This window comes from Wolbachia endosymbiont (group B) of Athalia cordata (assembly GCF_947251845.1).
In the GTDB taxonomy this organism is placed as follows: domain Bacteria; phylum Pseudomonadota; class Alphaproteobacteria; order Rickettsiales; family Anaplasmataceae; genus Wolbachia.
In genome coordinates this window covers 742,500-762,417 of the sequence record NZ_OX366383.1, presented here as the reverse complement: position 1 = coordinate 762,417, position 19,918 = coordinate 742,500, and the positions used below count along the sequence as shown (strand labels likewise).

Here is a 19,918-nt window from a genome sequence, read left to right as displayed (position 1 = left end):
ATTACTCCTTTTAAAATTAGGCAACAGAAGCCAAGGTTTTGGCTTTAATTTTCGCAAATAATCTACCAAGATGCGGTTCTTCAACCATATCAAGGCAGCCACTGCGATCTTTAGCAGGGTATCCCCAAGTATTAATAGTCTGACAGACAAATGAGCGAACCTCTGTGCCATCATCTTTCTTGATTCCAACCATGCTAATTACTTCATCAACTATCCCTGGAATCTCACTAGCAGTTTTTGCTCCTTCACATTGAGGCAGCCATGTTGGACGGTTGCTGTCATCAAGATATTGACCTAATGTGCCAACTATGATGATGTCTTTATCTCTGATATGTTGAAATTGATTGAGCCAAGCCATCATCTCTTGAGCAAGTAATCCATAGGCAGCTCTTTTATCTTCTCTTCCTGATCTATCTGAAAAAGCTTCAGGTTGCATCCTTGCCCATGAAAGACATAAACGTGATGCAACAGTTATGCTATCAATAAAAATAGAGCGGTATTTAGAAACCTCAGAAAGAAGATCTTTATACTTGCCAGATACATGTTCATAGTGCTTTTGACTATATGCTTGGTCAGATTTTAACGCAGGATTAGGACCACCTATGAGACATGCGATATCTCTTGCCTCATTCCAAGTACGAATACTTACAGAATCCCCTTGCCAATCTTGAACAGCTAAAAGTCCTGCTTCAAAATCGAGACAAAGTGTTGTTGATTCATCGAGGGTTTTAAGTAGGCTAGTCTTGCCAATTCCATAAGGTCCAAAGATTACTATCTTCACACCTGTGACAATTTTCGCTCTTTCTTTGCTGTTTATTATTTTCATATTTTCCCTCCTTATAGTTAGAAATCTCGTTTTAGGTATGTTTTAAGGTGGGAAAACTCTTTGCGTAACTTGTTGATTGTGTCGTAGAGAGTTGATTTTGGTATACCAGTCCTTCTGGAAATTTCACAAATGCTGTGATCTTCTGCCAATAGTTTACATATTTTTCTTAACTCTCGAGGTAACTTTGCAATTGCTTCATTTACGTCAATGCGTACTGCGGAGGTATATTCAAGACTTTCATCGCTCTCTTCGTATAAAGCTTCATCAACAAAATTAATGGTACGTTTTTTACATAGTTCTTTTTCTTTTAAATTGAGGGCACGGCATTTAACGTACTGTTTTATAAAATGCCCTTCAAGTTCATTAAGGCCAGGCAAACAGTCAAGTAAAAGATCTTGCTCAATATCTTCAATCTCTTTATAAGCAAAAGCTTTTCCTCTCTTCAGAAGTTTAGCATAGTGTCGTATGTGTTTAACAACTTTTGGGTTAATACCAGTATAGGAATTTTTAGAATGCATATTTTCTCCCTCTAATTAAGAAATGATTAAAGTGTTAATTGTGATAAACCCAAGTATTTGGATTTTCTACAGGAATTACGCTGCCATAGTGTGGTGACTTGTAGTGTGTGGGTAGTAATCTGTGATAGACTGTAACCTTTTTGTTCTTCTCTGGATCAAATATTTTTTGCCCAAATTCCATACCTTCAACGCAAAGTACTCCGTATTTGTTTCTTGCAGCGTTTTTGCCTTCTTTGTTGAATTTAACGTAGCCTTTGGTAGCAAGAACATCGAGACGATCACGAATAGAATGTGTACTGCCGAGACCTTCTTTATTTTCAAATGCCTGACAAAACTGATTAATTGTATAAGCATGACCCTTACGTCCTTCTGCACATATTAAGTCCAAGATGATGTCATATCTGCGAGAACGTTCGGCATCTAGTTTTTCACCATAGTCTTTATTTATTAACCTTTGTGACTCAGCGTCAACTTCGTACCAATGACCATTAATTTTATCAACAAATTTTGGCATAACAGAATTTCCATTACGTAACTCAAACATCAGTTGACGATAGCTGTTCTTCTCATCAGGCCTAAACATGATCATTCCAGTGGTATAGAATCCTCGTAAGCTGCTAGCGCCACTAAAACTTTGAAATGGATCTTCTTCTAATAGTTTCTTTTGCATTTTCTTTGTATGGTGCACAAGAATAACTCCAGCATCTGGATTGATTAGAGAACGCAGTTTTTCAACTCTCTCCTGGAGAAAGAAAATCATGGCATTATTATCATTTTCGTTACCGTATTCATCAGCATCAAAAACGTTACGCAATGGATCTACCGCTATGATATCGATGGTGTTTAGGTCAAAGTTTCTTTCTGCTTCAGTTACGATATCTTTAATGCTATTTTCATTTAAAAGCAGCTTAGTCTGTGGTGTAATAACTAAATTGTTTGCAGCAAGTTTAATAAGCTCTTCACTAAATTTCATCTGTTGCAGCCGTTCACGCATATAGTGGTAACCGATTTCAGTCTGAAGGTAGAAGATTCTTAAGGGCCTTTTTGGCACCATATCAAAAAATGGAGTTCCAGATGCCATATGAAAAAGCCAAGAAATAAGAAAGTCACTTTTTCCCACTTTAGGCGCACCAGCAAAAACTAAAAGACCACTGGGAGTTAAAACTCTAGGAGCAATTATGTCTTCTGGCATTGGTGATTTGTCATTTAGGTACTGCAATACAGGAAATGAAGTAACGTTTTTTGTATATGGGAGAGAAACAGTTGAGGTTAAAAATCTTTTTACGTCTACTCCTTCTTTAATACAATCAGCAGCATCCCAAGCTTTTGGTTTATCTTGTGGAATTTTAAGAATAGAAAGCGATGCAACGCCTATATCTAAAAGCTTCTTTGCAACATTTTCAGCATATTTCTGACCTGAACTATCGTTGTCTGGCCATATGGTTATGTGTTTACCTTTGAGTGGAGCCCAATCTGTTTTATTTACAGGTGAATTTGCTCCAAACATCATTGTTGTGGCTGTTATGCCCTTACTGATTAAACTTTCAGCACATTTTTCACCTTCAACGAAAACAATTTTATCGGATTTAATTATACCTGGAACATTGTACAAAGGCCTTGGATCTGGAGCAGTACTACTTGAGTTTTTTACATCAAAACAGCTATATCGTTTTTTCCCTGAAGTGCTATCATAACGGTAAATTTTAGCTATTACTTGATTATTTTCATCATGATAGTCCCAACATGCTATTAAATGTTCTGAAAATTCTTCTTTATGGTTTGTTGAGTGACCAAGCCATTTTTCTATATCTTCTATGGTATCAAGAAACTTAGTCTGACTAGTAACATCCCACCAGAGATTAAGTATATCTCCGCCTTCACCAGTAGCAAAATCGTGCCATAATCCGGCTCTTTCTCCTCTTGTTTCTACTACTAAACTTTTCCCTTTATCTCCTCTAATATTACCAACATAGAACTTACCACCGTGGAAAGTACCATTTGGTAATAAGTAGGATAAAGATGATTCTATTCTTGAGAGTAGTTCTGCTTTTACTTCTGCTGCTCTTTCAAATAAAGCTTGCTTGTCATGCATATTGTTTTCTCCTGTTAAAATAAGCTATGTTTATTGACAAAATGTCTCTGCTACATAGCTCATGATGATGTTCTTAAAGGCTGGTAATTTAAAATACAGTCATAAATGGGTAGAGAGATGTCTCTGTACCTTTTACTATAGTAATACCGGATTTCTCATAGGTTTTTCCGGAAGAGTGGAGAAATTTTTTTCAAGCATAAGTTGACACTGTCCATATTTACCCCAAATATTTACAATTCAGAAGACCAGGTCTGCTAGGTCTTACTATAGTAAGTTCAACAAAATTACAAAAACTGTTCACTTTTTAGAAAATTTTGCACAACTCCGTTCTCTTATCTTTCATATGCCCCTGTAGTATATATACACGTTCAATTTCAAATTCGTCCGAAAAACTACAAAAATATATAGGCAACACTAAAAAAGTTCTCTTCTGTAGAGGTAAATGGTGGTATTGAAAATTTAACTCTGCTCTCAACTTACACTCCTCAAAAAAATTACAAAATTTAATTTCATTTTAACTTTAAACAAAAAGGCCGCCTATAAGTTGCGTCTGCATTATGTTGCAAAATATACTATACTTTGCTTATGAGAATAACCAAATAAGCCATCCTTTCTTCTCCTCCATAACAGATATATACTGTAAATGTGGTTTGAAATATGATTTGCTCTAAAATTTTTTTCATTACGATTTTGCTATTAAACTTTAATAGAGCTTAACGTGTTTACAATATACTCAGGGGAGAGTCTATAAGAAGTAGCCACAAAACGCTATATTGGTAAAGGTATTCATAATAATTATTTGTGAATTAAGTACTTTAGATTCGAGATTACATAGATTTTTGGCAGTTTAAGCCATTTTAGATTGGAAAATGAAATCTCCTAAAAGGAAAAAACCCGCCTATATTAAAGGGTTAAGAGTAATTTAAGTTTGAAATTCAAAAAAACTTCTTAATTGCTTTAAAAGCTAGGATTATAGCGGGTTTTTGAGTGTAGCCCAGTTTCAGGTAAAACCTTATATATTATATATATAATAAATAATAATATATAATAATAGAACATATAGGATATGTACCTTTCATAATACCTACCTAAATATTATTAACGCGCTTAAGTGTTTAATTTATTACTTTTTTAATTTTTAAATAACAAGTTAAGCAAAAAAACATGAACTGTAATAAGTTTATTATAATATAAACCTTAAGAGAAGTTCCGCGGTGCTCAACTGAAATGGTTTTCAAAAAGGCTAATATACCGTCCATTTAAATTTTTAACCGAAATATAAAAGTCATTTAAAAAATAAACTCAAGTGGCAACTAACCGGTTTTTTAAAGTCACCTATAACCTACTCTAACTACTTACGCATACAGGTGGACCAGCTGCATTTCATGATATTAGTAGACATAAACCTAGTTATTGTAAGATAGTCAAAGGCATCACTCAAAGGAAGATAAATGTGTGGCCTATTCTTCAAAGTAAGGTTTTAAGGAATAAGAAGCTGTTCTTAGTTTTGTGATTTCCAGTAAAATTGAAAAATTAGGAACAAAAACATACTATACTTAACTCACTGAATTTCTATGCTTTTAGCCACTTAGTGTATTACTTTTCTATTTTCAAAAGACTTAATGAATCAGATCGCCCTAAATAAAAATACAACACAGAGACAAAAATATGAAAAACCTGCTATTGCATTTTGGATAACCTAAAAAAAGATGAAAGACAAATGCTTACAAAAAACAAGATGGCTAATAATATCGTTTTAAAAAGATTCTACGACTCCAGGGTACAATTATACTACTAAGACCTAAGTTACTTATGTAAGGTAGCTTAAAACTCGATTATGAGGCATTTCTAAATTATCCTTTACCTTAAACTTTTACTTACTACAAAAAGCCTCACTTTATTTTATCATGTTTTTTATTTGTTGTAAAATATTTTTTCAAAAAAGTGAACAGCTTTTGTAATTTAGGTAAATATATATAACAAGAGCTGGTTATAAAGATTTATGTTTTCACTAGGGTGGTTCACCCCTTGAAATTAAAACAAAAGCAAGATGTCAAACACAGATAGCTCAACTACAAGCTGGTTTTTGTTGTAGTTATTTTCTCACTTTCTTTACTTGCTTTAATCAATTCATCAAAGTCAGATTCATGTAATTTATCTTGTATAACTCTGTACTTTTCGTATTCTCCTTCAGCTAGAGCTTTTGCAACTTCAGCACTAACTTTACCAGCATCTTTAAGTACTTCATAATCATTGAACAATAGAAATGCATCCAACTTTTCAACCCAATTCTGCATTTTCATTAGCCGATGCTTTCTTGCTTGAAGTTCTGCATAATCTAGATACATCGAAACAATATGATTTAGTTCACTCAACTCTTCCTTAGTCAAATAGTTTTTCGCAGTACTGACATCACTCTTATGAATTTTGTTACCTGGACCATCTTTCCATGTAGTTAGCCCCATATGCAGCTTTTTGTGGTCAGCTCGTGAACATATCAACTCTGCTGCAGTTAAGCCATAAATTGCCCAATATAATTTATTTTGTACTTTTGCGTAAAACTGTTTTGTTATTTCTGAATTTGGATCATAGTCTGCAGAGCATTCAGCATAAATGTCGGTAATCTTCTGGTAAAACCTACGTTCGGATGCTCGTATTTCCCTGATTTTTTCAAGTAATTCATTGAAGTAGTCTTTGCCAAACTTTGGGCCGTTTTTTAGCCGTTCGCTATCTAATGCAAATCCTTTGATGATAAAATCTCTCAAAATTTTTGTAGCCCATACTCTGAAAGATGTAGCCTTTTTAGAATTAACTCGATAACCAACAGCTATGATTGTATCTACATTGTAAAATTGCGTCGGGTAATTTTTACCATCTGCAGCAGTGACATCAAAAGTGGAAATAACTTCTTTTTCCTGTAATTCACCAGACTCAAATATGTTTTTAATATGCTTACTAATAGCCGGCAACTGAACATCAAACAATTCAGCCATCTTTTTCTGTGTAAGCCAAAGATTTTCATTTCTGCATAAAACTTCAATTTCTATATTTCCACCTGGAGTAGTATAAAATATGATCTTACTTTCATCCATTACCTACCTCCACTTTATAAGTAAACTGTTGCTGAAGAAACATATGTGAGCCACTTTTAATAAAGGTAAAGTTCTATATAGCACTTGTAGGAAAGAGCTGCTTTTCATTATAACCAATTAACTGCCTCTACTGCAACTTAATTCTTTAAAATATTTTAAAGGGCTATTATAGCGTTATCTCTGATTTAGATAGGGGAGACGATATGTTTTGCCAAAATCTCATGTAATCTCTTCTAAACCCAAATAAACAGTTATTTCCAAAATGGAAACAACTCAAATAGCGAAGAAGCTGCTGTAAAAGATATAGCTGATTTTCAAAGCTCTTTAATTCCTTAGCTGTCTTAAAATTATTTTAACTTTTTTTGAAAAAATCCCGGAAAAAGTAGTAAGAAATCCGGTATATATATAATAGAAGGGCATTGTTTCAACGAGGTTAGTTTACCTCTACGCGCTTCAAACATAAAGAAAATGTCAATCCTAACACTTGATCTCGGCAAACAAACGGGCTGGGCAATTCTTACAGATGGAGTAATTGAAAGTGGCAGTGAGAGTTTTCATACTAGTCGTTTTAGTGGAGGTGGCATGTGCTTCTTAAATTTTCGTAATTGGCTTAATTCTTTGAAAGAGATTTCTGTAGTGTATTTTGAGGAAGTAAGAAGACATCTAGGAACTGATGCAGCGCATTGCTACGGTGGTTTTCTTGCCGTTCTATCTGCTTGGTGTGAAGAACATCATGTGCCGTACAAAGGTGTTAATGTTAAAACTATCAAACGCTTTATAGCTGGTAATGGTAACGCAAGTAAGAGTGAAGTTATTGAAGCGATACGTGAAAAAGGTTTTTTACCTAGAGATGATAATGAGGCCGATGCTTTGGCATTAATGTTCTATATTAGTAAAGATATTAATAAGACGAAAAATCCATAAAAAGTGGGTCCTTTCGGCCATACTGGCGGGTTTGGTGGGTCAGACCTCAGGCCTTTTCTAGTGTTAGACATATTTTGAATATTAACCTTTTAATTATTAAGAATTTAAATTATATGAATTTAGCAATCCACTACTATCCTGTTGAAAACCTCGTCGAATATAAGCGTAATCCTCGTAAAAATGATGACGTAGTAAATAGAATGTGTGCTTCAATCAGGGAATTCGGCTTTCGTATACCAATAGTTGCAAAAAGCGATGGAACTGTGGTTGATGGTCATTTAAGACTTAAAGCAGCAAGAAAACTTGGTATGGAAAGTATTCCAGTAGTCCTCAGTGATAATTTAAATGAACCACAAACTAAAGCTTTTCGACTACTTGCTAATCAATCAGCTAACTGGGCAAAGTGGGATGATGAGCTTTTGAAAGTAGAAATTCAAGAGTTAGAAGATTTACAGTTTGATCTTAAAATGACTGGATTTGAATTAGAAAAAGTTCAACATTTCCTTGATGATTTAGATAGTGAAAAAGAAGATCTTTCTGACTTAGTTGTTGATGACAAAAAGGTAGAAATAACAAAACCAGGTGATCTATGGATTTTAGGTGATCATCGAATCTATTGTGGTGATAGCTCTGTAGTTGAATCATATAAAGCGCTGTTAGATGATAAAATGGCAGACATTACTATTTGTGATCCTCCATATAACGTTGATTATGGTAGCAGTCAAGAGAGAGAAGATAAAAAGATATTAAACGATAATCAAGGTGAAAAGTATGAGCTTTTTCTCTACGACATCTGTTCCCATATTTTAGCATATACGAAAGGAGCAATTTACATCTGCATATCATCATCAGAGTTTTCAACGTTGCAGAAAGCATTTGAGGAGGCAGGAGGAAAATGGTCAACATTTATCATTTGGGCAAAGAATCATTTTACGCTAGGCAGGTCTGATTATCAAAGACAATACGAAGCAATGCTCTATGGATGGAAAAGCGGCAATAAACGTGAGTGGCATGGTGGTAGAAATCAAAGTGATCTGTGGTTTTATGATAAGCCAACACATAACTCACTACATCCAACGATGAAGCCAGTAGAGCTAATGGAGAGAGCAATAGTAAACAGCAGCAGACCAGGAGACATAGTACTTGATCCATTTAGCGGTTCTGGAAGTACACTGATTGCATGTGAGAGAACAGGAAGAATTTGTAGGACAATAGAGCTAGATTCAAAATTTGTAGATGTAACTATAAAACGTTGGCAAGTGTACACAGGTAGGGAAGCGATTCTTTCTGGTACTGGTAAAACTTTTTCAGAGATTCAAGAAGAAAAACAGTAAGAAAAAAGTGGAAAAGATAACGCAAACGGAATGGGCAAGAGAGATAGGAGTATCAAAGCAATATGTCTGTTATTTAGTAAAGAAAGGAATAGTTGAGTTGGAGGATGGACTCATTGACCGAGAACAAGCAAATAGGGCTATAGAAACAATCAGAGATCCAAGTCAGCCACTGAGGAGGAAAAATCCAGAAAATGAAAATACAAATAACCTTTCTACAATGTTGCTAAAAACGCGAATAAAAAATGAAATGGAACGAGGTAAACTTCTTGAGGCGAAAGCTAAGGCTGAGATAGGAGAACTTGTAGCAGTAGAGGAGGTGAAAAACGAAGCATTTAATGTAGCAAGAGTTGTACGTAATAATTTGCTTAATATTCCGAATAGAGTTTCAGCACTACTTGCATCACTGAGTGACACTGAAAAGATTCATATGGTGCTAACTGAAGAGATTACAAACTCACTCCAAGAATTATCTAATACTAAATTTCAAATATAAAGAAGATTTTGAATATAAAATGGCTGATAACTTAAGCTTGGAATTAATAAAGTGTCTCATTAATCAACCAGGGGTAGATGTAAACGTTAGAGGATTAAACGGAAAGACCCCACTACATTGCGCTATAGAGTTTGATGAATTAAGCATGGTGGATTTGTTACTCACGAAGAAGAACATTAATCCTTTTGTTGAGGATAATGAAGGCAAAACCTCCTTAGATTATGCAAAAGAAGGAGAAAAAGCAGAAATATTACAAGCGCTAATTAATAACAAATACGGATCAGAACAAGATAACTTACTTCATTTAGCTGCAATGATAGGTGAAGTTAATGCAGTTAGATATTTGATAGGAAAAGGTGTTGACGTTAATGTACGAAATGCTCTGCATCATACGCCATTACATCTAGCGGCAGGAATAGGACATGAGAATGTTGTCAAAATTTTAGTAAAAGAAGGAAATGCTGAAATAGATGTCTTTGATGCACGAAATCAGACACCAATGCACTATGCAGTTAATAACAAAAAGTTGGAAATAGTAAAGTTACTGCTAAAGCTTGGAGCAGATGTAAATAGCGCACGCATGGGACAAAACTCAATGAAATTGTCGCCTGTTCATATAGCTGTAAGTAATACTAATTACGATGAAAGAGACTTATGTCTTGATATTCTCAAATGCTTAATAAAGGAGCCTAATGCTCAAGTCAATTTGCAAGACTACGAAAGTAAAACACCACTACATTACGCTGAAAGACTTAAAACAATAGAAGTTTTACTAACGCGAGAAGATATAGACCCTCTGGTAAAAGACGATAGCGGCAAGACACCATTTGATTACGCTAAACCTGAGATAAAGAAGGCTTTGGTGAGTAATAAATACGGTTCTGAGAAGAATAGTCTACTCCATTTAGCTGCACAAAGAGGAGAAATTGAGATTGTAGATGCAATTTTAAAAGAAGAAATCAATATTGATATTGTAAATAATAAAGGTCTATCACCGATTTATCTTGCTGCAGAAAAAAGGCATTTACATGTAGTAAAGTTATTGCTGAAAAAAGGAGCAAATTATACACCTGTTCTGCACTTAGCAATCAAATCAAACAATTTAGAGTTACTAAAAACTTTATTTAAAGAAAAGAGCATCAAATTACCAGATGAGATAGGCAGATCTGTACCAATTTATTATAGGTGTATAGAGCATAGAGATGCAAAAGTAAGAAAATACAATAGTGTGATCTGTATTTTTACCTCAGTAAGCGCAGTAGTAATAGCGGTATGTATAGGGTTAACAGCAACAACAATAAGCAGTGCAATCATTTTTGCAACAATAACAGGGATATTTGCGCTTGTTGTAGCAATAATGGTAAGTGAGATGAACAAAAGATATATAGAAAAGGAATTTCAGAAAAAGATGTTTATGGAACTGGAGGAGTGTAGTTCTACTGTTAATGATGTTGAGATAGAACCAGTTATGAGTAGATGCAGACAATGATATACGCCACATCTTTTTCTGAAGGTTTAAAACCAGATCCAGAGCTTAAAGTATCAGAGTGGGCGAATGAGTATCGAGTTTTAGCGCCAACTGCAGCATCAGAGCCAGGTAAATGGAGAACAGAAAGAACTCCTTATTTAAAAGAAATCATGGATTCACTATCTCCTTCTTCACAGGCTGAAAAAGTAGTATTCATGAAAGGAGCGCAGATTGGAGGAACAGAAGCTGGTAACAATTGGATTGGCTATATTATCGATCAAACACCAGGACCAATGCTAGTAGTACAGCCAACAGTTGAAATGGGAAAGCGTTGGTCAAAGGGAAGATTTGCACCGTTAATAGAGAGTACGCCATGTTTAAAGAGTAAAGTAAAAGACCCAAGATCAAGAGATTCAGGGAATACTGTACAAAGTAAGGAATTTCCAGGTGGAATAGTAGTAATAACTGGAGCAAACAGCAGTGTAGGACTGAGATCTATGCCAGTAAAGTATCTCTTTCTTGATGAGATTGATGCTTATCCAGGAGATTCAGGAGGAGAAGGAGATCCAGTACTGCTCAGTATTGCACGAACTAATACATTTGCACGGCGAAAGATTTTTTTAGTATCAACACCAACGATTCATGGAATAAGCAGAATTGAGAAGGAATTTGAAGCAACAGATAAGAGATACTTTTTTGTTCCCTGTCCGCATTGTAATTACTATCAAGTTTTAAAATGGTCACAAATTAAATGGGAAGATAATGACTCAAGAACAGCACATTATGTCTGCACTGAATGTAGCGGCAAAATAGAAAATCATCAAAAGACAGAGATGCTTGAGCGTGGAGAATGGAGACCTACTAATAGAGTAAAAGGTGAGAAAAAAGGATTTCATCTTTCAAGTCTTTATAGTCCAGTAGGCTGGTATAGCTGGACTCAAGCAGTAGAAGATTTTCTTCATGCAAAAGAAAGTGAACAATTACTAAAAGTATGGATAAATACTACGCTTGGAGAAACCTGGGTAGACAAAGGAGAAGTACCAGATTGGAAGCAATTATTTAACAGGAGAGAATTTTTTCCCGTAGGCACAGTACCTAGGAGAGAAGTGGTACTTACTGCAGGAGTAGATGTACAAAAAGATCGGTTAGAAGTAGAAGTTGTAGCATGGGGAAAAAGCCGCGAAAGTTGGTCAATAGACTACCGAGTATTTGAAGGAGACACAGGAAGTGGAGAAGTATGGGGAAAACTTTCGGAGCTCCTCAATCATCATTTTATCGGTGAAAATGGGCTTGAATACATGATAAGTATGATGGCGGTTGATGCAGGGTATGCAACGCAAGAAGTATACAACTGGGTAAGAGGTCATCAAGGATCTGGAAGAGTAATGGCAGTGAAAGGTGTAAATAAAGCACTAGTGCCGCTGAGCAGCCCAAGTAGAGTAGATATAACAGTTGGAGGGCAAAAGCTGAAAAGAGGAATAAAGCTATGGCCAGTCGGAGTATCGATATTAAAGTCAGAGCTTTTTCAATTACTTAATATTTTAAAAGAAGGTGAAGAAACACCGCCAGGGTATTGTCATTTTCCCGAGTATGCACCTGAATATTTTAAGCAGCTAACGGCAGAGCAATTAGTCAGCAAAGTGGTAAAAGGATACACCAAACAAGAGTGGCAAAAGGTAAGAGAAAGAAATGAAGTACTGGATTGCCGAATTTATGCGAGAGCAGCATCTATTGCGCTTGGAATTGATCGTTGGCCAGAGAGTAAATGGAATAGTTTGAGTGGAAAAATGGAAAGCAAAAAGCCTAAAAAAGTAAGACAGAGTAAGTGGCTTGGTAATCAAAATGTACAGTGAAAAATATTTAACTCAAGTTGAGAAAGCAATTCAAAAACTGCAAAGCGGAGAAAGAGTTGTCTCAATTGCATATGGTGACCATGTTGTGCGGTACGGGGAAGTTCAAATAAAGGATTTATTGGAGCTCAGGCAACGAATAAAAGCGGGGTTAAAAGTTGCAGGCATGAAGCCAAAGAGGAAAATTGTTTTTTCAACGAGTAAAGGAATTTTATAAATGCTGCTCAAAACCTTCAAGCAATTATTTAACAAACCAAAGATAAAAAGCTCAGCATGGGATGCAGCAGGCTCAGGAAGAAGATTTTTTCACTTTCAACCAGAGTCAGGAAGTATAAACAATTTGCTGTCTCAAAACCTTGAAACTTTACGTAGCCGCTCTCGTGATATGGTAAGAAAAAATCCATATGCAGCAAATATTATTGATACAATAGTAAGTAACTCTATTGGAACAGGAATAAAACCGCAATCAAAAGCAAGAGATGGAGAATTTCGAAAGAAGGTGCAAGAATTATGGCTAAAATGGACAGATGAAGCAGATAGCTGTGGAATAAGTGATTTTTATGGATTACAAGCTCTAGTATGCAGAAGTATGATAGAGGGAGGAGAATGTTTTGTACGTCTGCGGATCCGAAAACCTGAAGATGGTCTGTGTGTACCTCTGCAATTACAAGTACTTGAATCTGAACATTTAGATAATAAAACAAATCAAACTTTAGCAAATGGTAACATAATCCGTAATGGCATTGAGTTTAACAGGCTTGGGCAAAGAGAAGCATATTACCTATTTAAAGAACACCCTGGTGAAGGCTCGTTTGGTGAATCAGTGAGAGTACCAGCAAATGATGTTTTACATATTTATAGACCATTAAGACCTGGGCAGATAAGAGGAGAACCATGGCTTTCTAATATACTGCTAAAGCTTTATGAGCTTGATCAATACGACGATGCAGAATTAGTGAGAAAAAAGACAGCAGCGATGTTTGCAGGGTTTATTACGAGACTCGATCCAGAAGCAAATATCATGGGAGAAGGTGAAAGTAATGAGCAAGGAGTAGCACTATCAGGTTTAGAGCCAGGAACAATGCAGCTTTTAGACCCAGGTGAGGACATAAAATTTTCAGAACCGTCAGATGTTGGAGGAAGTTATGAAGCGTTTATGAGACAGCAACTGAGGGCAATAGCGATTGGTACAGGGATAACATATGAGCAGCTAACAGGAGATTTAACCGGTGTTAATTACTCATCAATCAGAGCTGGATTAATAGAGTTTCGTCGTAGATGCGCTATGCTGCAACACAACATTATAGTATTTCAGTTTTGCAGGCCAGTATGGAGTAGATGGCTAGAACTTGCCACTTTATCTGGAGAGCTTTCTACAACAGATAATCAAGTATTTAAAGATGTAAAATGGATACCACAGGGATTTGATTGGGTGGATCCACTGAAAGATCAGCAAGCACAGCAAATGGCAGTAAGGAATGGCTTCAAAAGTCGAGCAGAAGTAGTATCAGAAATGGGTTACGATGTAGAAGAAATTGACCAAGAAATAGCAGAAGATCAAAAGCGTGCTAATTCTTTTGGACTTTGTTTCGATTCTGACGTTAACCATAAAGTAGAATAAGGAAAGGAAGGTGATGTGGATAAATAAGCCAATAATGGTAGAGAGAAGAAGCTTTGAACTACTATCATTATATAACAGCAAACAACCTATCTTTAAGAACTCAAAGTATTTTCATATAAACCCAAAAGGAATAGCAATAATACGTATTTATGGAGTTTTGACTAAAAAAACAGAAGCTTTTGATCATATTTTAGACATGACTTCGTATGAAAATATTCATGAAGAGATAGAGAGTGCTTTAGAAGATAAAAGTATAGAGACGATTCTACTTGATATAGACAGTCCGGGAGGAGAAGTAAATGGAGTATTTGACTTAGCTGATTTTATCTATAGTGCAAGAGGAAAAAAGAGGATAATAGCGATAGCAAATGATGATGCATACTCTGCTGCATATGCAATAGCTTCTAGCGCTGAGAAGGTATTTGTGAGCAGAACTTCTGGTGTTGGCAGTATTGGAGTAATAGCAAGTCATATAGATCAAAGTAGGTTTGATGAAAAACAAGGTATTAAGTACACCACAATCTTTGCTGGTAGTCGAAAGAATGATTTAAACCCACATGAGCAAATGACGTCTGAAAGTCTGGAAAGCTTACAAAAAGAAGTAGACCGACTATATGAAATGTTCGTCCAGCTAATAGCACGTAATCGCAATCTTTCTATACAAGCAATCAAATCAACGGAAGCAGGGCTATATTTTGGCGAGAAAGCAGTAGAAATAGGTCTTGCAGATGGAGTTACAACATTTTTTGAATTTATCAACAATCATAAAAGTAGGAGTGTTAGTATGACAACTGATGAGTTAATTGAGGAGAACTATCGTAGAGAAATTTTAGAGATAATAAGATTATGTAATGTATCAAAGATGCCAGAAAAGATAGGAGAATTTATAGAGCAAGGAGTAAGTATTGAGAAAGCACGGGAAGTTTTAATGGAGTTACTTGCAGAGCGAACGAAAAAGACAGAGATACTGAGTGCAATACCACAGAATTCAGGAGAAGAGTTGATGATGCAGGTAGCGAAAAGTCGGTGTATTTAATTTTATAACCGCCGTATATAGCATTGATAAAAGCGGCGGTAAGCAATTAAGGAGAAAAATTTATGAGTTGTATAACTGAGCAAAATAATCTAGGTGACATATTAAAGTATGAGGCATCAAGTCTATATTCAAGAGACCAAATAACTGTAGCGAAAGGTCAAAATATTAAACTTGGTACAGTAGTTGCCAAGAAGACAGATGATGGTTTTATTAGAGTGCTGAACCCCACTGGAACAGACGGCACACAAACAGCAGTAGGAGTAATTACAACCGATATACATAGCAAAGATTCTGATATTAAAGGAGTAATTATTACTCGCAGTGCAATGCTAGCAGATCATGCAGTTGTGTGGCCAGCAAATATCACTGAAGAGCAGAAAAATGCAGCAATAAAGCAACTTGAAGGACGAGGGATCATCCTTCGCAAGGGAGTTTAACTAAAATTAATAGGAAAAAAGGGAGAGAAAAAATGCAAAATCCATTTACAAATACAGCATTTAGCATGACGGCACTAACAAATGCGATGAATATATTGCCGATAAATTATGGACGGGTTGAAAATTTAAACTTGTTTCCAAGTAGGTCAGTAAGATTTAGACATATTACCATAGAAGAGCAAAACGGAGTATTAAGTTTACTACCAACGCAGTTACCCGGAGCACCAGCAACAGTAGGAAAAAGAGGAAAAAGAAAGGTAAGAACATTTACGATTCCGCATATTCCACATGATGATGTAGTGTTACCAGAGGAAGTACAAGGAATAAGGGCATTTGGATCAGAGAGTGAACTTAAAGCGCTTGCAGACGTAATAACTGACCATTTACAGCTAATGAGAAACAAGCACGCAATAACATTAGAGCATTTGCGAATGGGAGCGCTGAAAGGAATAATTCTGGACGCAGATGGCAGTGAATTATTAAATCTGTACAACGAATTTGAAATCACGCCAAAAGTAGTAAATTTTGCCCTTGGAACAGCAACAACTGATGTAAAGCGTAAGTGTCTGGAAGTATTGCGACATATTGAAGACAACTTAAGTGGTGAATATATGACGGGAATTCATGCACTCATAAGCCCTGAGTTTTTTGATGCACTTACTTCTCATACTAAAGTGAAAGAAGCATATGAGAGATGGCAAGAAGGAGCAGCGCTTCGGAATGATATGAGGTCAGGGTTTACGTTCTGTGGAATAACGTTTGAGGAATATAGAGGGCAAGCAACTGACCCTGAAGGAACGGTGAGAAGATTTATTGAGAAAGATACAGGGCACTGTTTTCCACTAGGAACAGCGAGCACATTTACAACATATTTTGCACCAGCAGACTTTAATGAGACAGTAAATACTCTTGGACAGCCACTCTATGCAAAACAAGAACCAAGGAGGTTTGATAGAGGAACTGATTTACATACGCAGTCGAATCCATTGCCAATGTGCCATAGACCAGGAACATTAATCAAAGTCACTATAGCATAACATACTGGTAGAGTAACTACAAGGTGGTGAGGCACAGAACGACTCTACCGGTATGCGCTTTCTTAGCATGTAAAGGTTAGTATATCAAAAAGAAATATGCAAGAGAATATTAAGCGATTATTAGAAGATTGTTTTGCCCATTTAGGAGAAGTAGCTTTGTATGAGTCGAAAAATAAGGCGTACATTGTACAAGTATTAAAGCAAGAGCCAGATAAATTATACGAGATTGGTGAAGGACAATTTGTGGGGGAGATGTTGATTTTGGAGGTGAGTGTCTTTGATATATTAAATCCAATGGTAGGAGATATCTTCGTTATTGGTAACTGTAAGTATAAGGTGCACTCACCACCACTTAGAGATAAATCTGGAATGATCTGGCGAATCGAAGCATCTGGGGTGTAAATGTCTATTCATATAGAAGTTAATAGTAATAAGGTAATAGACAGTGTAAATGCTAAAAGAGGAAAAATAGAATTAGCAATGGTAAAGGCACTAAACAAAACGGCATTATGGTTAAAATCGCAAGCTGCCCGAGAAATTAGTGAGGAAAAGAAGATAAAATTAAGTTTGATAAGAAAGAGATTAAGAATTTTTAAGGCGAAAACTAGCAGATTAGAAGTGTTAATTAGAGCAAATCTCTATGACATTAGAGCATCGGCAATTGGCAAAATACAAAAAACAAGAAGAGGATCGAAAGTAGGAAAGCATGAGTTTATAGGAGGATTTGCAGCAGTTATGCCAAAAGGAAATAGCGGTATGTTTAAACGTGAAGGAAGGGCAGCATTGCCAATAAAGGAAGTTAAATTGTCACTGAAACCAGAGGCTTCAAGGATAATAGGGAATCTTGTTAATTATGAAGTTGAAGAAGTCTTTACAAAGTTTTTTGAACGTCAATTGAGCTATAAAGGATGAATTTGAAAGATTTACATGATAAAATTTGTACCACGCTGAAGAGAGAAATACCAGCAATTCAAACTTGTGAAATTTATCCATCGATAAGAAAAGAATTAGTAGCGCCAGCGGTGTTTGTGGAACTTAGTGGCTTTGAAAAAGGACATGATCCAGGAACAGAGGAATTAGCGCTGAAAGCAAGATTTGAAGCACGAATTGTGATTGATAGCACAATAGAAAATGCAGCTATTATTGTCAGAACATTAGCAGCAGAAGTAGCAAGAGTAGTGAATAAAAATACTTGGAACGTGGAAAATGTTTCACCAGGAGAATTTATATCAGGAGGAGGAGATGATTTTAGGCCAGAACTTGATGCATATTTAGTGTGGTTGATTGAATGGGTCCACTATCTGCATGTGGGAGAATCAGTCTGGTTAGAGGGAAAAATTAAGCCACATACCATAAACGTAGGAAATATAAATGTTGGATCATAGTTTTGCGATTTCAGAGCTGAATAGGAAGCTAGCAAACGTTATTCGTATAGGAGTTGTAAAAGAAATAGATTATGAAAAAGCAAAAGTAAGAGTGAAAATAGGAGAATTTTTAACAGATTATTTACCGTGGATAACGAGTAAAGCAGGAAAAGATAGAGATTGGTCTCCTCCAGGTATTGATGAGCAAGTAGTTATACTTTCCCCGCTGGGAGAATTATCTTTAGGAGTAGTACTTCCTGGAATATATCAACAAAAGTACTCTGCTCCAGAAAATAAAAAAGAGGTGAGTAGCTTAACATTTCAAGATGGAACAAAGTTGTCATACGATAAAGATAAACATCATTTAGAGATTGAAGTAGTAGACAAAATAACATTGAAAGCTGGAGGATCGAGTATAGAGATGACAAAGAGTGAAATAAAACTGAAAGCAGAAAGGATCGACTTAAATTGAACAAAGGAATAGTGAGGTTAGGAGACTACTGTGGAGAAGCTATACCACATTTCTGCATTAGCGGCAGTAATAATGTTTTTGTAAACGGTAAGTCAATGTGTAGACAAGGAGACAGTTTTAGTGAAGGAAGAGCATTAACTGAAGGATCAAAAACAGTGTTTGCGAATGGCTATGGAGTGGGAAGAGTTGGTGACATTGTTTCTTGTTCTAATACAATGAAGAAAGGTAGTAATAATGTTTTCTCAGAATGACTAAAATTGATAGAAATTGGGATAAAGTTATAGAAAATAATTTTTTAGATAAAATTTCTGATTTACCTACACTACATCCTAAAATGCGTATTTACCGTTATTCTGCAAATGTAGTCTGTGTTTTCGGATTGGTAGAATCTGATACATTTAATGTGATATTTGGAGGCAATTTTGATGATCCTAGAATAACTGTAATAGCTAAAGAAATAATATCTCTTTATAGGAAGAAGAATTTACCATATGCATGGTGCAAGTTCAAGGTCAAGGTCAGAAAGATCTCACGAAATACTAAATCAACTAGGTTTATCACACACAGAAACTGAGATAGGAATGATGATAAGAGTTGACGAAATTAGTGCAGTGAGCTCGTACAATCTTGATATAGTAATGGTAGAAACAGAGGAGGAATTGGTAGATTTTAGTCGTGTATTTGCATCTACGGGTGATAAAGAAGCATTAATATATTATAAGATGGTAGAACCATATATAAAAGATAGTAAGACAAAATTGCTTGTTAAATATTGCAATTATGTACCTGTTGCTACAGCAAGCGTGATATTAAATAAGGGAAATACTGCAGGAATATATGATATTATAACTCACCCAGAGTTTAGATGTAGAGGTTTTGGAACAAGTATAACAAAGTTTGCTTTAAATTATATCAAAGAGCAGGGATATAAATATTTCAAGCCTCGGAGGAAGGTTTATCAATGTATTTAAAATTAGGTTTTGTGCCACATGGTGAATTCTTAGTTTATTCAAACAAATGAAGGGAATGAGCAAAGAAACAGGTAAAGAACTAGAGGGTTTAGAACACTTAAAGCAATCAATAATTGATATACTGACCACTCCTATTAAGAGTAGAATAATGAGAAGAGATTATGGATCAAGATTATTTGAGTTAGTGGATAAGCCAATAAATAGAGATTTAACACTTGAGATATATGCAGCAACAGCAGAAGCACTGGGGAAATTTGAGAAGAGATTTAAGTTAGAAAAAGTAAAGATTGCTGAAGCTAAAGAAGGAAAAATGACTCTTGTACTTGAAGGTATGTATCTTTCAGAAGGCAAATTCATAGGTATTAGTGGAGTAGTTGTTTAGA

At 35.7% G+C, this 19,918-nt stretch carries 22 protein-coding genes; 18 read left to right on the top strand and 4 right to left on the bottom strand.

Annotated elements, in window-relative coordinates; genetic code table 11:
- Positions 1–16: 16 nt before the first annotated feature.
- The 4 genes from OPR30_RS03495 to OPR30_RS03480 form a co-directional block, all read right to left on the bottom strand.
- On the bottom strand, positions 17–826 hold the full coding sequence (locus OPR30_RS03495) for an ATP-binding protein (RefSeq protein ID WP_019078527.1): 810 nt from the start codon (positions 824–826) through the stop codon (positions 17–19).
- 17 nt (positions 827–843) lie between these two features.
- Complete coding sequence (locus OPR30_RS03490; protein WP_007302862.1) at positions 844–1,344, bottom strand: sigma-70 RNA polymerase sigma factor region 4 domain-containing protein; 501 nt, start codon at positions 1,342–1,344, stop codon at positions 844–846.
- Positions 1,345–1,378: 34 nt separating this feature from the next.
- Positions 1,379–3,436 (bottom strand): AAA family ATPase, encoded by a 2,058-nt coding sequence (locus tag OPR30_RS03485; RefSeq protein WP_007302863.1) that lies wholly within the window; start codon positions 3,434–3,436, stop codon positions 1,379–1,381.
- 2,072 nt (positions 3,437–5,508) lie between these two features.
- Entirely contained in the window at positions 5,509–6,528 is a 1,020-nt protein-coding gene (locus OPR30_RS03480) for a virulence RhuM family protein (protein WP_007302864.1), read from the bottom strand.
- 468 nt (positions 6,529–6,996) lie between these two features.
- Here OPR30_RS03480 and OPR30_RS03475 point away from each other — a divergent pair, with 468 nt between their 5' ends.
- The 18 genes from OPR30_RS03475 to OPR30_RS03390 all read left to right on the top strand — a co-directional run bounded on the left by OPR30_RS03475 (position 6,997) and on the right by OPR30_RS03390 (position 19,917).
- Positions 6,997–7,452, top strand: coding sequence for a crossover junction endodeoxyribonuclease RuvC (locus OPR30_RS03475; protein ID WP_265030401.1), 456 nt, complete (start codon positions 6,997–6,999; stop codon positions 7,450–7,452).
- 113 nt (positions 7,453–7,565) lie between these two features.
- A complete protein-coding gene (locus OPR30_RS03470) occupies positions 7,566–8,786 on the top strand; it encodes a DNA modification methylase (protein ID WP_265030400.1) in 1,221 nt (406 codons plus the stop codon).
- Positions 8,787–8,793: 7 nt separating this feature from the next.
- A complete protein-coding gene (locus tag OPR30_RS03465) occupies positions 8,794–9,279 on the top strand; it encodes a hypothetical protein (protein WP_264688665.1) in 486 nt (161 codons plus the stop codon).
- 19 nt (positions 9,280–9,298) lie between these two features.
- Complete coding sequence (locus OPR30_RS03460; RefSeq protein ID WP_265030399.1) at positions 9,299–10,768, top strand: ankyrin repeat domain-containing protein; 1,470 nt, start codon at positions 9,299–9,301, stop codon at positions 10,766–10,768.
- Positions 10,765–12,600 carry a phage terminase large subunit family protein gene (locus OPR30_RS03455; protein ID WP_265030398.1) on the top strand — a complete coding sequence of 612 codons (1,836 nt, stop codon included), beginning with the start codon at positions 10,765–10,767 and terminating at the stop codon, positions 12,598–12,600. The genes OPR30_RS03460 and OPR30_RS03455 overlap by 4 nt, the downstream gene beginning before the upstream one ends.
- Positions 12,590–12,814, top strand: a complete 225-nt coding sequence (locus OPR30_RS03450) for a gpW family head-tail joining protein (RefSeq protein WP_265030397.1) — start codon at positions 12,590–12,592, stop codon at positions 12,812–12,814. Before OPR30_RS03455 ends, OPR30_RS03450 begins: the two co-directional genes overlap by 11 nt.
- Positions 12,815–14,218: a phage portal protein gene (locus OPR30_RS03445; RefSeq protein WP_265030396.1), complete on the top strand. Its 1,404-nt coding sequence runs from the start codon at positions 12,815–12,817 to the stop codon at positions 14,216–14,218.
- 13 nt (positions 14,219–14,231) lie between these two features.
- Positions 14,232–15,254 carry a S49 family peptidase gene (locus OPR30_RS03440; protein WP_265030395.1) on the top strand — a complete coding sequence of 341 codons (1,023 nt, stop codon included), beginning with the start codon at positions 14,232–14,234 and terminating at the stop codon, positions 15,252–15,254.
- Between the two features lie 62 nt (positions 15,255–15,316).
- Entirely contained in the window at positions 15,317–15,691 is a 375-nt protein-coding gene (locus OPR30_RS03435; protein WP_265030394.1) for a head decoration protein, read from the top strand.
- A 32-nt stretch (positions 15,692–15,723) separates the two neighbouring features.
- Positions 15,724–16,728: a major capsid protein gene (locus OPR30_RS03430; protein ID WP_265030393.1), complete on the top strand. Its 1,005-nt coding sequence runs from the start codon at positions 15,724–15,726 to the stop codon at positions 16,726–16,728.
- Between the two features lie 96 nt (positions 16,729–16,824).
- Positions 16,825–17,130 carry a head-tail joining protein gene (locus OPR30_RS03425; protein WP_265030392.1) on the top strand — a complete coding sequence of 102 codons (306 nt, stop codon included), beginning with the start codon at positions 16,825–16,827 and terminating at the stop codon, positions 17,128–17,130.
- Complete coding sequence (locus tag OPR30_RS03420) at positions 17,131–17,640, top strand: phage tail protein (protein WP_265030391.1); 510 nt, start codon at positions 17,131–17,133, stop codon at positions 17,638–17,640.
- Positions 17,637–18,113, top strand: a complete 477-nt coding sequence (locus OPR30_RS03415) for a hypothetical protein (RefSeq protein WP_265030390.1) — start codon at positions 17,637–17,639, stop codon at positions 18,111–18,113. The genes OPR30_RS03420 and OPR30_RS03415 overlap by 4 nt, the downstream gene beginning before the upstream one ends.
- Complete coding sequence (locus tag OPR30_RS03410; RefSeq protein WP_265030389.1) at positions 18,100–18,564, top strand: phage baseplate assembly protein V; 465 nt, start codon at positions 18,100–18,102, stop codon at positions 18,562–18,564. The genes OPR30_RS03415 and OPR30_RS03410 overlap by 14 nt, the downstream gene beginning before the upstream one ends.
- Positions 18,561–18,815, top strand: coding sequence for a PAAR domain-containing protein (locus OPR30_RS03405; protein WP_265030388.1), 255 nt, complete (start codon positions 18,561–18,563; stop codon positions 18,813–18,815). The genes OPR30_RS03410 and OPR30_RS03405 overlap by 4 nt, the downstream gene beginning before the upstream one ends.
- Positions 18,812–19,138, top strand: a complete 327-nt coding sequence (locus tag OPR30_RS03400; protein ID WP_265030387.1) for a hypothetical protein — start codon at positions 18,812–18,814, stop codon at positions 19,136–19,138. The genes OPR30_RS03405 and OPR30_RS03400 overlap by 4 nt, the downstream gene beginning before the upstream one ends.
- Before the next feature lie 7 nt (positions 19,139–19,145).
- The gene (locus OPR30_RS03395) at positions 19,146–19,535 is read left to right on the top strand and encodes a GNAT family N-acetyltransferase (RefSeq protein WP_265030385.1); all 390 of its coding nucleotides are present in this window, start codon (positions 19,146–19,148) and stop codon (positions 19,533–19,535) included.
- 46 nt (positions 19,536–19,581) lie between these two features.
- The gene (locus OPR30_RS03390; protein ID WP_265030383.1) at positions 19,582–19,917 is read left to right on the top strand and encodes a GPW/gp25 family protein; all 336 of its coding nucleotides are present in this window, start codon (positions 19,582–19,584) and stop codon (positions 19,915–19,917) included.
- Position 19,918: the final 1 nt, after the last annotated feature.

Excerpts from the sequence above, each read along its gene's own strand:
- OPR30_RS03495 (WP_019078527.1), bottom strand. The coding sequence starts at position 826 with ATGAAAATAATAAACAGCAAAGAAAGAGCGAAAATTGTCACAGGTGTG.
- OPR30_RS03490 (WP_007302862.1), bottom strand. The coding sequence starts at position 1,344 with ATGCATTCTAAAAATTCCTATACTGGTATTAACCCAAAAGTTGTTAAA.
- OPR30_RS03485 (WP_007302863.1), bottom strand. The coding sequence starts at position 3,436 with ATGCATGACAAGCAAGCTTTATTTGAAAGAGCAGCAGAAGTAAAAGCA.
- OPR30_RS03480 (WP_007302864.1), bottom strand. The coding sequence starts at position 6,528 with ATGGATGAAAGTAAGATCATATTTTATACTACTCCAGGTGGAAATATA.
- OPR30_RS03475 (WP_265030401.1), top strand. The coding sequence starts at position 6,997 with ATGTCAATCCTAACACTTGATCTCGGCAAACAAACGGGCTGGGCAATT.
- OPR30_RS03470 (WP_265030400.1), top strand. The coding sequence starts at position 7,566 with ATGAATTTAGCAATCCACTACTATCCTGTTGAAAACCTCGTCGAATAT.
- OPR30_RS03460 (WP_265030399.1), top strand. The coding sequence starts at position 9,299 with ATGGCTGATAACTTAAGCTTGGAATTAATAAAGTGTCTCATTAATCAA.
- OPR30_RS03455 (WP_265030398.1), top strand. The coding sequence starts at position 10,765 with ATGATATACGCCACATCTTTTTCTGAAGGTTTAAAACCAGATCCAGAG.
- OPR30_RS03450 (WP_265030397.1), top strand. The coding sequence starts at position 12,590 with ATGTACAGTGAAAAATATTTAACTCAAGTTGAGAAAGCAATTCAAAAA.
- OPR30_RS03445 (WP_265030396.1), top strand. The coding sequence starts at position 12,815 with ATGCTGCTCAAAACCTTCAAGCAATTATTTAACAAACCAAAGATAAAA.
- OPR30_RS03440 (WP_265030395.1), top strand. The coding sequence starts at position 14,232 with ATGTGGATAAATAAGCCAATAATGGTAGAGAGAAGAAGCTTTGAACTA.
- OPR30_RS03435 (WP_265030394.1), top strand. The coding sequence starts at position 15,317 with ATGAGTTGTATAACTGAGCAAAATAATCTAGGTGACATATTAAAGTAT.
- OPR30_RS03430 (WP_265030393.1), top strand. The coding sequence starts at position 15,724 with ATGCAAAATCCATTTACAAATACAGCATTTAGCATGACGGCACTAACA.
- OPR30_RS03425 (WP_265030392.1), top strand. The coding sequence starts at position 16,825 with ATGCAAGAGAATATTAAGCGATTATTAGAAGATTGTTTTGCCCATTTA.
- OPR30_RS03420 (WP_265030391.1), top strand. The coding sequence starts at position 17,131 with ATGTCTATTCATATAGAAGTTAATAGTAATAAGGTAATAGACAGTGTA.
- OPR30_RS03415 (WP_265030390.1), top strand. The coding sequence starts at position 17,637 with ATGAATTTGAAAGATTTACATGATAAAATTTGTACCACGCTGAAGAGA.
- OPR30_RS03410 (WP_265030389.1), top strand. The coding sequence starts at position 18,100 with ATGTTGGATCATAGTTTTGCGATTTCAGAGCTGAATAGGAAGCTAGCA.
- OPR30_RS03400 (WP_265030387.1), top strand. The coding sequence starts at position 18,812 with ATGACTAAAATTGATAGAAATTGGGATAAAGTTATAGAAAATAATTTT.
- OPR30_RS03395 (WP_265030385.1), top strand. The coding sequence starts at position 19,146 with ATGATGATAAGAGTTGACGAAATTAGTGCAGTGAGCTCGTACAATCTT.
- OPR30_RS03390 (WP_265030383.1), top strand. The coding sequence starts at position 19,582 with ATGAAGGGAATGAGCAAAGAAACAGGTAAAGAACTAGAGGGTTTAGAA.